Source organism: Saccharopolyspora sp. 6M (assembly GCF_020176775.1).
GTDB classification, from domain to species: Bacteria; Actinomycetota; Actinomycetes; order Mycobacteriales; family Pseudonocardiaceae; genus Saccharopolyspora_C; species Saccharopolyspora_C gregorii.
Genome location: NZ_JAIUJZ010000038.1, coordinates 74,463 through 87,239, shown reverse-complemented (window position 1 = coordinate 87,239; position 12,777 = coordinate 74,463). Strand labels below are relative to the sequence as shown.

Annotated in this window: 11 protein-coding genes; 3 read left to right on the top strand and 8 right to left on the bottom strand. The window is 74.4% G+C overall.

Annotated elements, in window-relative coordinates; genetic code table 11:
- The 5 genes from LCD31_RS07225 to LCD31_RS07205 form a co-directional block, all read right to left on the bottom strand.
- The coding region (locus LCD31_RS07225; protein ID WP_224956800.1) for a phosphatidylserine/phosphatidylglycerophosphate/cardiolipin synthase family protein at positions 1–1,454 on the bottom strand (1,454 nt) is incomplete at its 3' end.
- Between the two features lie 4 nt (positions 1,455–1,458).
- Positions 1,459–2,793 (bottom strand): cytochrome P450, encoded by a 1,335-nt coding sequence (locus LCD31_RS07220; protein WP_224956798.1) that lies wholly within the window; start codon positions 2,791–2,793, stop codon positions 1,459–1,461.
- A gap of 61 nt (positions 2,794–2,854) precedes the next feature.
- On the bottom strand, positions 2,855–3,718 hold the full coding sequence (locus tag LCD31_RS07215) for an SDR family oxidoreductase (RefSeq protein WP_224956797.1): 864 nt from the start codon (positions 3,716–3,718) through the stop codon (positions 2,855–2,857).
- Between the two features lie 31 nt (positions 3,719–3,749).
- Positions 3,750–5,771 carry a CocE/NonD family hydrolase gene (locus LCD31_RS07210; protein ID WP_224956795.1) on the bottom strand — a complete coding sequence of 674 codons (2,022 nt, stop codon included), beginning with the start codon at positions 5,769–5,771 and terminating at the stop codon, positions 3,750–3,752.
- Positions 5,768–7,054, bottom strand: coding sequence for an acetyl-CoA carboxylase biotin carboxylase subunit family protein (locus LCD31_RS07205; protein WP_224956793.1), 1,287 nt, complete (start codon positions 7,052–7,054; stop codon positions 5,768–5,770). The genes LCD31_RS07210 and LCD31_RS07205 overlap by 4 nt, the downstream gene beginning before the upstream one ends.
- Before the next feature lie 328 nt (positions 7,055–7,382).
- Between LCD31_RS07205 and LCD31_RS07200 the strand changes: the two genes are divergently transcribed.
- Complete coding sequence (locus LCD31_RS07200) at positions 7,383–8,282, top strand: glycosyltransferase (protein ID WP_224956792.1); 900 nt, start codon at positions 7,383–7,385, stop codon at positions 8,280–8,282.
- A gap of 22 nt (positions 8,283–8,304) precedes the next feature.
- Here the strand turns inward: LCD31_RS07200 and LCD31_RS07195 are convergent, their stop codons facing one another.
- From LCD31_RS07195 to LCD31_RS07185, 3 genes are read right to left on the bottom strand one after another with little or no spacing between them, the layout of a single operon-like run.
- Positions 8,305–9,171 (bottom strand): glycosyltransferase family 2 protein, encoded by an 867-nt coding sequence (locus LCD31_RS07195; protein WP_224956791.1) that lies wholly within the window; start codon positions 9,169–9,171, stop codon positions 8,305–8,307.
- Entirely contained in the window at positions 9,168–9,626 is a 459-nt protein-coding gene (locus LCD31_RS07190; RefSeq protein ID WP_224956790.1) for a GAF domain-containing protein, read from the bottom strand. Before LCD31_RS07190 ends, LCD31_RS07195 begins: the two co-directional genes overlap by 4 nt.
- A gap of 3 nt (positions 9,627–9,629) precedes the next feature.
- Positions 9,630–10,547: a polysaccharide pyruvyl transferase family protein gene (locus LCD31_RS07185; RefSeq protein WP_224956789.1), complete on the bottom strand. Its 918-nt coding sequence runs from the start codon at positions 10,545–10,547 to the stop codon at positions 9,630–9,632.
- A 213-nt stretch (positions 10,548–10,760) separates the two neighbouring features.
- Between LCD31_RS07185 and LCD31_RS07180 the strand changes: the two genes are divergently transcribed.
- Positions 10,761–11,750, top strand: coding sequence for an NAD-dependent epimerase/dehydratase family protein (locus LCD31_RS07180; protein ID WP_224956788.1), 990 nt, complete (start codon positions 10,761–10,763; stop codon positions 11,748–11,750).
- Positions 11,751–11,868: 118 nt separating this feature from the next.
- A complete protein-coding gene (locus tag LCD31_RS07175; RefSeq protein ID WP_224956787.1) occupies positions 11,869–12,777 on the top strand; it encodes an alpha/beta hydrolase in 909 nt (302 codons plus the stop codon).

Below are 12,777 nucleotides of genomic sequence, written 5' to 3'. Positions count from 1 at the left end.
GTCGCCCGGCCCTGCGCGTGCCAGCGGTCGAGCGCGGCGGCTGACTCGCGCAGCACGGCGGCGCCGCGCACCGAGTCGGCGAGCTCCGCGGTGTCGCCGGGGGAGCGGCCGAGGTGTTCGGACCACAGGCGCACCCGCAGGTCCCGGGCGAACCCGGGGTGCGCGCCCTCGTCCACGACGGCCGCGGTCAGCTCCGAGTCGTAGGCCCAGGAGCGGCGGTTGAGGTTCGCCGAGCCGACCGCCGCCCAGCGGTCGTCGATGACGCAGACCTTCGAGTGCAGGTAGATCGGCAGCCCGGCGGTGTTCTCCAGGTCGTGCACGTCGACCCGGTCACCGCCGGCCGCGCGCAGCAGGTCCAGCGCCTCGCGGTGCGCCACGTCGTTGGTCGCCGCCTCCACGACGCCGCCGTTCTCCGGGCGGTGCGGCACCACCGCGACCAGGCGCAGCCGGGGTTCCCGGCGCAGTGCCGCCGCGAACGCCTCGGCCACCACCGGGGACCACAGGAACTGGTCCTCGACGTGGACGAGCCGCCGGGCGTGGCGCAGCGCCTTCGCGTAGCCGCGCGCGACGCTGCGCTCGCCGTCCGGCGCGAACGGGTAGCGCGGGCGCTTCGCCGGGTAGGTGCGCAGCAGCTGGACCGCCTGCTCCCCGGACCGCGGTGGCGGCGGGAGCCGGTCGGGCAGCGGGTCGGCGCGCCGGGCGAACAACCGGCGCGTCCGCGAGATCGGGCCGCGCCGGGACGCGGTGGCGTCGGCCCACCGCTCCCGGAAGCAGTGCTCCACGTCCTGCACCGCCGGGCCGCGCACCTCCAGGTGGGCGTCGTGCCAGGCCGGTCGCGCGCCGTAGCGGTCGTCGATGGAGGTCTGCACGTCCGGGTCGCCGTGGTGCTCGTGGTCGTCGCGGCGGCTCGCGCACGGGTCGATCCCGCCGAGGAAGGCCACGTCGGTGTCCGGCCGCTCGGGACGGCGGACCACCAGGAACTTCTGGTGGTGGCAGCCGATCGGCCGCACCCGCTGGTCCAGCAGCGCGGCCCCGCCGTGGCGGCGCAGCGCGGTGGCGAACCGGCGGTTGTCCGGCACCAGGTCCCGCCGCAGCGTCAGGAACGGCCACCAGAACAGCGCGTGCACCGAGGCGCCGCGGCGCAGCGCCCGCAGCAGCAGCTCGCCGAGGGTGATGCCCTCGGCGTCGAGCGGCTTGCCCCGGGTGCCGATCCAGGCGGAGAAGAAGATCCGGTCCCCGGCACCGACGTCGCGCAGCGCGGGGACGAGCCGGTCGAAGTACTCGGTGCCGTCGACCAGCGGGCGCACCGAGTTGCCGGTGGACCACGCGATCCCGCCGGGGTGCCGTTCGTCGAGGCCGGTGGCCGGGTTGCCGCGTTCGGCCGCGGTCAGCAGCCAGTGCGCGGGCAGGTCCGCGCGGCTGCGGGGCGCCGCGGTCGCGCTCTCCTCCAGCACCGGCTCACCGCGTCCCGGAGGCCGCGCGGGCCGCGACGCGGAACTCCAGCTCGAAGTTGTCCAGCGTGTGCGGCAGCGGCCCGTCGGGTCCCAGCTCGTGCTCGCCGTCCAGCCGGAACTCGTGGCCGCGCAGCAGGGCGGCGAGCAGGGTGCTCGCGGTGAGCAGCACCAGGTTCTCCCCGGGGCAGCGGCCGGGGCCCGCGCTGAACGGGACGAGACCCGGGTGCTGCTGGGCGGCACCGTCCAACCAGGACTCGGGGGCGAACCGGTCCGCGTCGGGGACGGTGCGCCGGTCCCGGTGGAACAGCGGGGTGTAGATGAACAGGCCGCTGCCGCGGGGGATCGTGCGGCCGCCCCAGCTCGCCTCGGTGACGGCGTCGCGCAGCAGCGCGGGCGTGGTCGGCCACAGCCGCACCGATTCGAGCACGCAGGACCGCAGCAGCGGCAGCATCGGCGAGTCCGCGCCGTCGACCTCCTCGCGCACGGCGCGCAGCCGCTCCGGCTGCGCGGTGAGCACCGCCAGCGCGCGGTACGCCACCATGGCGGCGGCGTCGAAGGCGAACAGCCAGTGCGGCACCTGATCCGCTCCGTCCACATCGGACGAATCACGGGCGATCACCCCGGCGAGGCTGCCGGGTTCCGCCCGGGACAGGTGCGCGCGCAGCCGCCGGTCGAACTCGCGGCGGCGGGCGGTGCGGCGCGGGTGCAGGAACCCCCAGTTCGCGTCCGAGCGCAGGCCGTTGAGCAGCTCGATCAGCCGCCGGTCGTCCCGGGCGCCGGCACCGAGCACGATGCGGCGCACGGCGCGCCACCACCCGGCGGCGAACGCGTCCCAGTCGAGCCGCCCGCCCGCCTGCTCGGCGAGCCGAGCGCCTTCCTCCGCGGTGATCTCCACGATGCGCGGGCCCAGTTCGTGCACCGGCCGGTCGATCTCCAGCACGTCCTCGTTGAACTCGCGCCGCCGCGCCCGCGCCCGCCCGCGCGAGATCAGCACCGCGTGCGGCTGGAAGTGCCGCAGCGCGGTGCGCTTCTCCAGGTTCGCGGGGGTGAATCGGTCCGCCGAGTCGCGCAGCACGTCCCGCACCTGGGCGGGATCGAGCACCACGGCGAACTCCCGGCCGGGGATCGGCAGCCGCAGCGGGCCGTCCCCGTACCGGGAGCGGAGTTCGGCGAGCAGCCGGATCGCGGACCGGTCGAGCCGCCTGCGCTCCGCGAACGCCATCACCCGCGGCCTGCGGACGATCACACCGGCGGCCAAGGTCGGCAGCAGCACGCGGGCGGCGATCCGGGCGGTGTCCGGGACCGACGCCCGCGGTGCACGGGATGCGGGATCGAGCACGATCTCCCTCCTGTCCTGTGCGGGGCCACCCGGATACCCGCCGCAAGATCGGCTCACACGTTCACCCAGGGTGCGTTTCCCCGCCCACCGGGGCGAGGACCTCCCCGGTGTAGTAGCTGGAGAGCTGGTCGGCGGCGAAGAAGACGTACGACGGGGCGATCTCGTCCGGCTGGCCCATCCGCCCCATCGGCACGTGCTCGCCGAAGCCCTCCACCGACTCCTCCGGCAGCGTGGACGGGATCAGCGGTGTCCACACCGGACCGGGCGCCACGCAGTTCACCCGGATTCCCTGCTGCGCCAAGGATTGCGCGAGGGACATGGTGAGCACGTGCACCGCGCCCTTGCTCGCCGCGTAGTCGATGAGGGTCTTGTTGCCGCGCAACCCGTTGACCGATCCGGTGTTCACGATCGCCGACCCCGCCGGCAGGTGCGCGAGGGCGGCGCGGGTGAGCCAGAACGGCGCGTAGACGTTCACCTTGAAGGTGCGGTCGAACTGCTCGGTGGTGGTGTCGGTGAACCGCTCCACCGGCGCCTGCGTCCCGGCGTGGTTGACGAGCACGTCGAGCCCGCCGAGCTCGGCGGCGACCTCGTCGACGAGCCGCTGGCAGGCCGCTTCGTCACCGAGGTCGGTCTTGTGCAGCTCGCACTGCCGCTGCTGGGCGCGGACGAGTTCGGCGGTGTGCTCGGCGTCGGCGTCCTCCAGATCGGCGTGGTAGGCGATGGCCACGTCGGCGCCCTCCTTGGCGAACGCCACCGAAACCGCCCGTCCGATGCCGGAATCGCCACCGGTGACCAGGGCCCGCTTGCCGTCGAGCAACCCGCGTCCGCGGTACTCGGTCATCTCGTCGCGGGGAGCGGGAACCATCCCCTCGGTCGCCCCGGGCGCGGTCTGCTGCTGGGCCGGGGGAGAGTTGCGTGCGGACATGGTGCTCCTCCTTCGTCGTGCGTTCGCGTGCTCACACGTGGTCGCGGGGGATGGAGTGCCGCCAGTTCTTCGACAGCACCCGCTCGTCGTCCTCGTAGGCGTCGAGCTGGGCGTGCAGCTGGAACTCCTCCGGCGTGGAGGTGAGCACGGTGCGGGTCACGGTCCGCACGTCCCAGCCGTCGCGCCGGAAACCCATCCGCCACACGTTCTCGCCGCGCACCGAGTCGAAGTCGTCGCCGGTCCAGCTGTAGCGCTCCCACGCGTCGCGGGCCAGTTCGAGGTCGATGTCGTCGAGCCGGACCACGCCGAGGTCCTTGACCACCTCCAACGCCGACTCGTAGCCGACGAGGTCGCGGGACACCGTCCAGCGCTCCTCCCCGGGTGACAGCGGGGTGGAGGAGACCGGTGGCGCCCCTTCCGGTTCCTCGAACGGCCGCACCTCCGGTTCGTCGGCGCCGCCGGGCCGCCACGGCAGCAGCACGCTGCTGCGTCCGGTGTGGACGGTGAGCCGCACCGGACGCGGCGGCGGCCAGGCCAGCGGCCAGTAGGACGTGGACAGCGAGATCCGCAGCCGGTGCCCGGGCGGGAAGGCCTGCGCCACCCCGTTGAGCGCCACCGACACCCGGTACCGCCGCCCCGGCACCAGTTCCGCCGGTTCGTCGTGCGAATCGCGGTGGGTGAGGTTCAGCAGGCCGTAGGTGACGCGGGTCGCCGAACCGTCCGGCCGCACGTCGGAGAGCCGGGCGGCGAGCATCGCGACCGGTTCGCTCACCTCCACGTCCAGGTCCAGCACCGGTGCGCCGAGGAGTTCGGCGCGCTCGGTGAACTCGTCGGTGTCGAACACCAGCGAGCCGCCGTCCTCCTCCCGCTGGTCGTAGGGCAGGTCCGGGGGAGCGTTGTAGGAGCACCACTTCCCGGCGAACTGGCCCACCGACAGCGGCGACTGCACCACCAGCTCGGCCTCCTCCGGTTCCGCGCCGGGCAGCCCGACGTGGTGCGGGCGCAGCGGGTGCCGCGCCGGTTCCACCAGCGGCGACGGCCATTCCGGGTCGCCCACCCACCGGCCGGGCCGTTCGGCGTAGGCGGTGGACGGCGGCACGCTGTCCTGCATCCAGGTGGTGAGCATCGGCCCGTCCAGCACGTCGTTGTCGACGTCCTTGAGCCAGCGGTCCCACCAGCGCACCAGTTCCTGCAGGAAGCCGACGGCGGGGCCGGGCTGGCCCAGGTGCGGGTACTTGTGCGACCACGGGCCGATCAGGCCCTTGCGCGGGACGTCGAGGTTCTCCAGCGTGCGGAACACCGCGTTCGAATATCCGTCGGCCCAGCCGCTGACCGCGAGCACCGGGCACCGCACCGACGAGTAGTCCTCGCACACCGAGCCGTGCCGCCAGTAGTCGTCGCGGCGCTGGTGCTCCAGCCACTCCCGCAGCCACAGGCCGCTGCCCTCCAGCCGCTCGTGCCACATCTCCCGCCAGCGGTCGCCGACCAGCGCCGGGTCGGGCGGGCAGGAGTTGTAGGCGAACATCGTCGACGCCCAGGACAGGTTGTCGCTGAGCAGGCAACCGCCCATGTAGTGCACGTCGTCGGCGTAGCGGTCGTCGGTGAAGCACACCGCGGCGATCGCGCCGAGGCTCTCCGGCCCGCGCGCGGCCAGCTGCAGCGCGTTGAAGCCGCCCCAGGAGATGCCCATCATCCCGGTGCGGCCGGTGCACCAGGGCTGCTTCGCGATCCACGCGAGCACGTCCTCGCCGTCGCGCAGCTCCTGCTCCAGGTACTCGTCGGTGAGCACGCCCTCGGATTCACCGCTGCCGCGCAGGTCCACGCGCAGGCACGCGTAGCCGTGCCCGGCCAGGTACGGGTGGTGAATCGAGTCGCGCAGCGCGGTCAGGTCGCGCTTGCGGTACGGGATGAACTCCAGCACGGCGGGGCACGGCTCGTCGTCGGAGGACACCGGCCGCCAGATCTTCGCGGCCAGCCGGGTCCCGTCCGGCAACGGGATCCACACGTGCTCCTCGGCGCGGACCTCGTGCGGGAGGTTCGTCACCGCCCTCATGCGGTTCCTCCTGTTCGATCGATGTCGAAGGGCAGGTCGTGGACGCAGCGCTCGTACTTCTTCCGGAGCTCCTGCGGGTCGGCGGCACCGATGTAGAGGTGGGCCAGTTCGTAGCTGTAGCTGTCCTGGTCGGGCAGCTCGGACAGCCGGACGCCCTGCTCGGCCATCAGGTGCACCCGGACGCCGGGGTGGTCGCGCTCCACCGCGGCGACCTCCTCGGCGGTGGGGGCGCGGCGCACCACGCCGTCCTCGAACGTCCGGTAGAACCACTTGCCGGCGACCGCGTGCTCCCCGCGGCGGTGCGGGAAGTCCGGGTCCCGGCCGAGGCCGAGCTGCACCAGGATCTGGTGGTTCGGCGCACCGTCCACGTCCTCGAACAGCGGCGCGTGCGACTGGGAGTGCCGGGCGTTGATCTCCAGCAGGTGCACGGCGCCGGACTCCTCGTCCCAGAAGAACTCCACGTTGAACGGGACGTGGCGGAGTCCGATGTGCTCGATGACGCGCCTGGTGGCGTCGGTGATCCGCCGGATCACCTCGTCCGGCAGCGAGGACGGGTACTGGTAGCGCAGGAAGCTCGACGTGCCGGGGTACTGCACGGAGTCGATGACGCCGTGGACCCGCACCCCGTCGCCCGGGTCGTAGCCCTCCACGGTGACCTGCCGCCCGCTGACCGCCTCCTCCGCGACGCAGGAGCGCCCGCCCGCGTCGGCGATCTCGGCCGGGAGGTCGATGCGGGCCAGGACGTCCTCGAAGGGCTTGCCGACCTTGTCGATGCCCTCCCGGATCTCGCCGAGCGCGGCGCGGAACTCCTCGTCGTCGGTGACGCGGTAGGCCATCTGCGAGGAGAAGGACTTCACCGGCTTGACCCACATCGGGTAGCGCACGCCCGCCGGGGGCGCGGTGTCCTCGTCGACGTCGACGAGGCCGAAGCGCGGCACCTCGTCGATGACCTCCGACTGCACCACGCGGCTCCAGTACTTGTGCTCGCACTGCACGACGGCCCGCAGGTCGGCGCCGGGCAGGCCGCGCCGTTCGCACAGCATCGGCACCAGCGAGCTGACCGGGAAGTCCCAGTAGCCGACGATCGCGTCCACCGGCCCGCCGGAGGCGTCCAGTTCGCGATCGGCCTCCTCCAGCAGCGCGGGCAGGTCGATCTCGTCGACGTGCACGAGCCGGTCGACGTCCAGCAGCGGGTGCAATCGGCAGTCGGAGAGTGCGGGCAGGCCGCGCAACGTGTCCAGGTTGCGCTCGTCGAGACCGAGTACGAAGACGTGGGAGACCATGCTTTCCTCACCGTGCGGGGACTTCGCACCCGCCTACCCCGCGTGGTCCGCCCGCAATCATCGCGGGCGTCCAGCGGTGATCGTCGGCACCGGCCGGTGTGCGCGACCGGGCGCGCGGGTAGTCCTCGGCTCCGAGCGGACGCCGAGCGATCGGAGAGGCGATGCTGCAGCAGGTCCCGCGACGCGAACCCCCGCCCGCCGAAGAACCCGACGCCCCCGAGGTCCCGGACCCGCCGACCGCTCCCGCACCGGAACCACCCCGGGAGCCGGCGAAACCGGACGCGCCGGAGACGCCCGCGAAACCGGAACTTCCCGACCCGCCGGTCGGGTGAGCACCGGAGCCCGCTCGACGGTCGTGGTGATCACCCACGACCGCCGGGAAGAACTGCTGCGGACGCTGGAACACATGACCGCGCTGCCCGAACGGGCGCCCGTGATCGTCGTCGACAACGCCTCCGGCGACGGCAGCGCGGAAGCCGTCCGGGCCCGCTTCCCCGAGGTGACCGTGCTGGTGGAGCCGGTCAACGCCGGTGCGGTCGCGCGCAACCACGCGGTGCGCTGCGCGACCACCCCGTACGTGACGTTCTGCGACGACGACGTGCGCTGGCAGCCGGGGGCGATCCGCACCGCGGTCGACCTGCTGGACCGGCACCCGGACATCGGCGCGGTGATGGGCCGCTGCCTGGTGGAACCCGATCTCGTCGAGGATCCGCTGACCCCGGAGCTGCGCGACTCGCCGGTGCCCGCGCCGCCGTGGCTGCCGGGCACCGCGCTGCTGAGCGTGATGGCCGGGCTGACCACCGTGCGGGTGAGCGCGTTCCGCGCGGCGGGCGGGTTCTCGGAGCGGTTGTGGCTGGGCGGCGAGGAGGAGCTGCTGGCGATCGACCTGGTGCGCACCGGTTGGTGGCTGTGCTGGGCCGAGGAGGTCGTGGTGCACCACCGCCCGTCCGGGCGCCGCGACTCGCGCGGGCGGCGCAGGCTCGGCATCCGCAACACCCTGCTGACGACCTGGGCGCGGCGACCGCTCGGCGCGGCGCTGCGGCGCAGCGCGAGCGTGCTGGCCGGCTGCCCGAAGGACCGGCACACGATCGCGGCGGTCGGCGGGGTGCTGCGGGCGCTGCCGTGGCTGCTGCGGGAACGGCGGTGCGTCCCACCGGAGCTGGAAGCGCAGCTGCGGCTGCTGGAAGAACCGCAGCGCACCTCGGTGGCGCGCCGCTACGTCGGCTGAGCCGCCAACCCGCGAGCAGGGCTCAGTGGCCGAGCAGGCGGACGGCCGCTTCGACTCGACGGGGCAGCCGCTGCCGCCGGGCCAGCGCTTCCGGCAGGCGCCGCAGCGCGCCGGGCAGCGCCGCCCGCGCCACCGGGTCGCGCACCGCGTCGCGCAGCAATCGGACCGACTCCGCGGCGGCCGTCCGAAGTGGACGGCGCAACCAGCTGATCAGCACCCCGTTCCGCCGCTCGGTGGCGTCCCGCCGGTGCGAGCTCTGCCGGTGCGGCGACGGGTGGTGGTGGGCCACGACCGACGCCACGAACGCCAGGTCCCAGCCCGCGGCGGCCAGGTCGTAGGACAGCAGCTTCTCCTCGCCGACGAAGAACAGCAGCGGGCTGAACCCGCCCACCGCCGCGAACGCCTCCCGGCGCACCACCGCCGAGCAGGCCGTGAACCCGAGCAGCGCCGGGCCGGGCACCGGGTGCGCGCCGCGCAGCGGGCTGCGCGCCATCTCGGCGACCACCGGGTCCGGCCGCTCTTCCGGGCCCACCAGGGTCGTGGCCGCCACCAGCGCCAGGTGCGGGTGCGCGTCGAGCACGTCCTCGGCGGCGGCCAGCGCGCCCGGCGCCCACCACGAGTCGTCGTCGCTGAACGCCACGTACGTCGTGCCCGCGTGTCGCACGCCGAAGTTCCGCGCCACCGGGCCCAGGTTGCGCGGCGAGGTCAGCACCCGGACGTCCGGGAACTCGCGGTGCACCGCGGGGGCCAGCGGCACCGCGGATCCGTTGTCCACCACGACGACCGGGGTGCCCGGGTGGGACCGCGCGTGCGCGCCGAGCGTGCGCAGCAGTTCCCGCTCCCGGTCCCGGGTGGCGATCACGATCGTCGTGTCCGTCGCGGTGCTCATCGGAGCGTTCTCCGCCGCCGCGGCGGTGCGAGGGGAGCGGCACCGCGGCGCAACGCGGCGGTGGCGGCCCCGGCCAGCCCGGCCATCCGGTGCTCGTCGATCCGGTCGAACGCGTACGAGCGGTCGCCGTAGAGGTCGAGCGTGGCGACCACCTCGTCGTCGAGCAGCAGCGGCGCGCACAGAAAGCTGTGCACGTGCAGGGTGCGCGCGCACAGCGCGAAATCCGGCCAGTGCGTGCGGATCTCGGTGGTGTTGGCGCGGGCGGTGCGGCCCCGCGCCGCCTCGACGCACGGCCCGCTGCCGAGCAGGAACTGCACCAGGTCCAGCTGGCGCGCCCGCCGATCGGTGCAGCACCGCAGGTCCGGCTCCCCGCCGGTCACGACCACGACCCCGGCGCTGGCCGCCTCGGGCGCGGCGGCGCGCAGCAGCGCCGAGCAGTCGACGACGGCCGCCACCGCTCAGCGCCCGGCGCTCGGCGCGGGCACCGCCGGGGCGGCGGCCCGCAGCTCGTCCAGCACGGCGGCGATCCCCGCGCGCCGAACCCCGGTGGCGAGTTCGCCCGCGCGTCGCGCACCGTCCGCGGAGGTGCACCACGCCCACCGCGCGTCGAGCACGCCACCGTCGGCGAGCACCTCCTCGGCAACGGCCACCGCGGGCCATCCCCAGGCGGCCGCCTGCGCCGCCACCTTCCCGCCGCCGCGCACCGGATCGACCGCCAGCGCGGGCACCCCGGCGCCGAGCGCGAACACCAGGCCGTGCAACCGGGTCGTGACCACCACGTCGGTGCGCGCCACGAGCGCCGCGAACCGCTCCGGAGTGCCGCAGTGGCGCCACGAACCCGGATCCAGCCGGGTGTCCAGCTCGACCGGCGCGCACGCGACCCCGGCCAGCCAGGACCGCAGCACCCGGTGCACGTCCTCGTGCCGACCGCGCCCGCCGTACTCCGGTTGGCCACCGGCGAGCACGATCCCCGCCACCGGGACCTCGGCGCGCCCCACCTCCGCGGCCAGGTCGACCACGGGCGGGCTGCCGGGTGCGTCGCGCGGCAGCACCCGGTGGAAGCCGGTCACGACCGGGTCCGACCAGTCGAGCACGGACGCGCCCACCGCGATGCGCCGGGCGCGCGGGAACAGCCGGTGGACCTCGCGCACCTGCGCGCCGTGCAGCGGTCCGCACGCGAACACCACGACCTCGTAGTCGCGCCGCGCCGCCTCCGCCACGGTCAGCTCCCCGGGCCGGAAACCGGGGCTCCAGGCGACGTCGCAGCGGAACCCGGCCGAGGCGGCGGCACCGGCAACCGCCTCGGCGGCGGCGACATCACCCGCAGTCGCCTCCCCGTGCAGGAAGCTCGCCCAGCCGAGGACCAGGACCCGCATGCGCACTCCCTCCGGTTCGACCCCCACGTGGGCCTACCCGGTCGCGGGCGGCGCTACCCCCGGGTTTCGTCGCGGCGCGCGCGGGGGTACTCGGCTCATCGGGTCGGGGCTCATCGGGTCGGGGCTCATCGGGTCGGGCTCACTGGGCTGGGGGCTCACCGGGTCGAGGACTCATCGGGCTCGGTTCGCACCCGGCCCGGGGAGGAGGAACCGTTGTCCCACAGGCACTTCCGCCGCGCGGTGGTCACCGGCGGCGCGGGATTCCTCGGCGCGCACCTGTGCCGATCACTGGTCGAGACCGGCACCGACGTGCTCTGCGTGGACGACTTCAGCACCGGCGACCCGCGCAACGTCGCCGACCTCGCCGGGTCCGACCGCTTCCGGGCGGTGCGCCACGACGTCACCGAGCCGTGGGAGGTCCCCGGCCCGGTGGACCTGGTGGCGCACCTGGCCTCGCTCGCCTCACCCGAGCACTACCAGCGCCTGCCGGTCGAGACCATCCTCGTCGGCGGCAGCGGATGCCGGAACGCGCTGGAACTGGCGGCGGCCAAGGGGGCGCGCTTCGTGCTCACCTCCACCAGCGAGGTCTACGGCGACCCGCGCGAGCACCCGCAGCGGGAGAGCTACTGGGGCAACGTCAACCCGATCGGCCCGCGCGCGGTGTACGACGAGGGCAAGCGCTACGCCGAGGCGTTGACGCTCGCGTTCGCGCGGCAGCGCGGCGTGGACGCCGGGATCGTGCGCCTGTTCAACACCTACGGGCCGGGCATGGCCGAGGACGACGGGCGCATGGTGCCGTCGTTCATCCGCAGCGCCCTGCGCGGCGATCCGCTGGTGGTCCTCGGTTCCGGCGAGCAGACCCGATCGCTGTGCTGGGTCGGCGACACCGTGCGCGGCATCCTCGACCTCGCGCGCCACGGCGGCACCGGCCCGATCAACATCGGCAACCCGGACGAGCGGACCGTTCTCGACGTCGCCGAGCTCGTCCGCGAGCTCACCGGAACCCGCTCGGCGATCGAGCACCGCAGCGCCGCCACCGACGACCCGGCACGCCGCTGCCCGGACATCGCACTGGCCGCGACGCTGCTGGGCTGGACGCCGCGCGTCGAGCTGCGCACCGGTCTGCGGTGGGCCGTCGAGGGGCTCGCCGCGGAGTGGGGGCTACCGCTGCCCGCCGCCGGACGCAGCGCGGTCGGCCGGTGACGCGGCCGTCGACCGGACCGCCCGGCGACCGGGTGCGGCCGGCCGGTTTTGCCGCGGCTCGGCCGGGAAACCCCGCGCGGCGGACGGTTCCACGACCACGACCGGAGGAAGTTCGGCGATGGTGAGCTGGCAGAGCAGGCTGACGATCGGCAAGTACCGGCTGACCCGGCGCAAGCGCGTGTTCGCCGACCCGGCACTGCTGCGCCGCAGCGCCGAGAGCCACGAATCCGAGCACGCGCAGCTGCCGGCGTCGTTCCGCGACCGGTTCGAGGTCACCGAGCTCGACGTGGACGGCCACTCCTGCTACACGATCGCGCCGCTGGAACCCCGCAGCCCGCGGCACGTGCTGTACCTGCACGGCGGCGCCTACGTGCACCAGATCGAGGGCGCCCACTGGGATTTCATCGATCGCCTGATCGCCCGCACCGGCGCGACGGTGTCGGTGCCGATCTACCCGCTCGCACCGGCGCACCGGTACTCGGAGACCCTGCCGATGGTGTGGTCGTCGTTCCAGCGCACCGCCGCCACCGCCGCGCCGGAGGACCAGGTGGTGATGGGCGATTCGGTCGGCGGCGCGCTGAGCCTGCACCTCGCGCAGCGCTGCGCCGAGCTCGGTCTCCCCCAACCCGGTCGCCTCGTGCTCATCTCGCCGTGGCTGGACATCGCGGTGAGTCACCCGTCGATGCCCGCGCTCGACCGACAGGACCCGTACCTGGCCATCGCCGGGCTGCGCGAGGCCGGGCTGCTCTACGCGGGAGATCTCGACCCGCACGACCCGCGGGTGAGCCCGCTGTACGGGCGGCTCGGCGGCCTGGCGCCGATGCGGGTGCTCAGCGGCACCCGGGATGTGCTGCTGTCCGACGCGCGGCGGCTGGAGGCCCTCGCCCGCGCGAACGGTGCCGCGATCGACTACGAGGAGTACGAGGGCATGTTCCACGGCTGGATCCTGCAACGGCTTCCGGAGGCGCGGCACGCCCTCGACCGGACCGTGGACTTCCTGCGCGACGGGGCGGCGAACTCCCGCTGA

Bases quoted from the DNA above. Each gene is read 5' to 3' on its own strand.
- LCD31_RS07215 (WP_224956797.1), bottom strand. From the start codon at position 3,718: ATGTCCGCACGCAACTCTCCCCCGGCCCAGCAGCAGACCGCGCCCGGG.
- LCD31_RS07210 (WP_224956795.1), bottom strand. From the start codon at position 5,771: ATGAGGGCGGTGACGAACCTCCCGCACGAGGTCCGCGCCGAGGAGCAC.
- LCD31_RS07205 (WP_224956793.1), bottom strand. From the start codon at position 7,054: ATGGTCTCCCACGTCTTCGTACTCGGTCTCGACGAGCGCAACCTGGAC.
- LCD31_RS07195 (WP_224956791.1), bottom strand. From the start codon at position 9,171: ATGAGCACCGCGACGGACACGACGATCGTGATCGCCACCCGGGACCGG.
- LCD31_RS07185 (WP_224956789.1), bottom strand. From the start codon at position 10,547: ATGCGGGTCCTGGTCCTCGGCTGGGCGAGCTTCCTGCACGGGGAGGCG.
- LCD31_RS07175 (WP_224956787.1), top strand. From the start codon at position 11,869: ATGGTGAGCTGGCAGAGCAGGCTGACGATCGGCAAGTACCGGCTGACC.